Here is a 2,516-nt window from a genome sequence, read left to right as displayed (position 1 = left end):
GCTGTTCGTGGTTTCAGAACCAACACAGTGGACGCGAGCAAATATGGACAAGCCCTCGGCCTATTAGTACCGGTCAACTCCACCAGTCACCTGGCTTCCATCTCCGGCCTATCAACCCAGTCGTCTACTGGGAGCCTTACCCCATCAAGTGGGTGGGAGTCCTCATCTCGAAGCAGGCTTCCCGCTTAGATGCTTTCAGCGGTTATCCCTCCCGAACGTAGCCAACCAGCCATGCCCTTGGCAGAACAACTGGCACACCAGAGGTTCGTCCGTCCCGGTCCTCTCGTACTAGGGACAGCCCTTCTCAAGACTCCTACGCGCGCAGCGGATAGGGACCGAACTGTCTCACGACGTTCTAAACCCAGCTCGCGTACCGCTTTAATGGGCGAACAGCCCAACCCTTGGGACCGACTCCAGCCCCAGGATGCGACGAGCCGACATCGAGGTGCCAAACCATCCCGTCGATATGGACTCTTGGGGAAGATCAGCCTGTTATCCCCGGGGTACCTTTTATCCGTTGAGCGACGGCGCTTCCACAAGCCACCGCCGGATCACTAGTCCCGACTTTCGTCCCTGCTCGACCCGTCAGTCTCACAGTCAAGCTCCCTTGTGCACTTACACTCACCACCTGATTACCAACCAGGCTGAGGGAACCTTTGGGCGCCTCCGTTACTCTTTAGGAGGCAACCGCCCCAGTTAAACTACCCATCAGACACTGTCCCTGATCCGGATCACGGACCCAGGTTAGACATCCAGCACGACCAGAGTGGTATTTCAACAATGACTCCACCTGAACTGGCGTCCAAGCTTCACAGTCTCCCACCTATCCTACACAAGCCGAACCGAACACCAATATCAAACTATAGTAAAGGTCCCGGGGTCTTTCCGTCCTGCTGCGCGAAACGAGCATCTTTACTCGTACTGCAATTTCACCGGGCCTATGGTCGAGACAGCCGAGAAGTCGTTACGCCATTCGTGCAGGTCGGAACTTACCCGACAAGGAATTTCGCTACCTTAGGATGGTTATAGTTACCACCGCCGTTTACTGGCGCTTAAGTTCTCAGCTTCGCCAACCCGAAAGTTGACTAACCGGTCCCCTTAACGTTCCAGCACCGGGCAGGCGTCAGTCCGTATACATCGCCTTACGGCTTCGCACGGACCTGTGTTTTTAGTAAACAGTCGCTTCTCGCTGGTCTCTGCGGCCACCCCCAGCTCACGAAGAAAATTCGATCACCAGGAATGGCCCCCCTTCTCCCGAAGTTACGGGGGCATTTTGCCGAGTTCCTTAACCATAGTTCACCCGAACGCCTCAGTATTCTCTACCAGACCACCTGAGTCGGTTTAGGGTACGGGCCGCCATAAAACTCGCTAGAGGCTTTTCTCGACAGCATAGGATCATCCACTTCACCACAATCGGCTCGGCATCAGGTCTCAGACACATGCCCGGCGGATTTACCTACCGAACGTCCTACACCCTTACCCCGGGACAACCACCGCCCGGGCTGGACTACCTTCCTGCGTCACCCCATCACTTACCTACTACCCCCTTGGGCCGGCGGCTCCACCACTCCCCTCAACTCCGAAGAGATCAGGGCGGCTTCACGGCCTTAGCATCAGAAGATTCGATATTTGACGCTTCACAGCGGGTACCGGAATATCAACCGGTTATCCATCGACTACGCCTGTCGGCCTCGCCTTAGGTCCCGACTTACCCTGGGCAGATCAGCTTGACCCAGGAACCCTTAGTCAATCGGCGCACACGTTTCTCACGTGTGAATCGCTACTCATGCCTGCATTCTCACTCGTGAACCGTCCACAACTACCTTCCAGTGCTGCTTCACCCGGCACACGACGCTCCCCTACCCATCTACACACTCGTTAGAGCTCTTGTGCAAATGACACGACTTCGGCGGTACGCTTGAGCCCCGCTACATTGTCGGCGCGGAATCACTAGACCAGTGAGCTATTACGCACTCTTTCAAGGGTGGCTGCTTCTAAGCCAACCTCCTGGTTGTCTCTGCGACTCCACATCCTTTCCCACTTAGCGCACGCTTAGGGGCCTTAGTCGATGCTCTGGGCTGTTTCCCTCTCGACCATGGAGCTTATCCCCCACAGTCTCACTGCCACGCTCTCACTTACCGGCATTCGGAGTTTGGCTAAGGTCAGTAACCCGGTAAGGCCCATCGCCTATCCAGTGCTCTACCTCCGGCAAGAAACACGCGACGCTGCACCTAAATGCATTTCGGGGAGAACCAGCTATCACGGAGTTTGATTGGCCTTTCACCCCTAACCACAGGTCATCCCCCAGGTTTTCAACCCTGGTGGGTTCGGTCCTCCACGACCTCTTACAGCCGCTTCAACCTGCCCATGGCTAGATCACTCCGCTTCGGGTCTTGAGCATGCTACTAAATCGCCCTCTTCGGACTCGCTTTCGCTACGGCTCCCCCACACGGGTTAACCTCGCAACACACCGCAAACTCGCAGGCTCATTCTTCAAAAGGCACGCAGTCACGACA

General features: G+C 56.1%; 1 rRNA gene. It reads right to left on the bottom strand.

The window, feature by feature from the left end:
• Positions 1-43 precede the first annotated feature (43 nt).
• A 23S ribosomal RNA gene (locus IH48_RS0132010) occupies positions 44-2,516 on the bottom strand; the annotation flags it as partial.

This window comes from Streptomyces sp. NRRL F-5126 (assembly GCF_000721265.1).
Lineage (GTDB): Bacteria > Actinomycetota > Actinomycetes > Streptomycetales > Streptomycetaceae > Streptomyces.
Note: the sequence above shows the minus strand (reverse complement) of the source record. Positions and strands in the feature narration are given on the sequence as shown.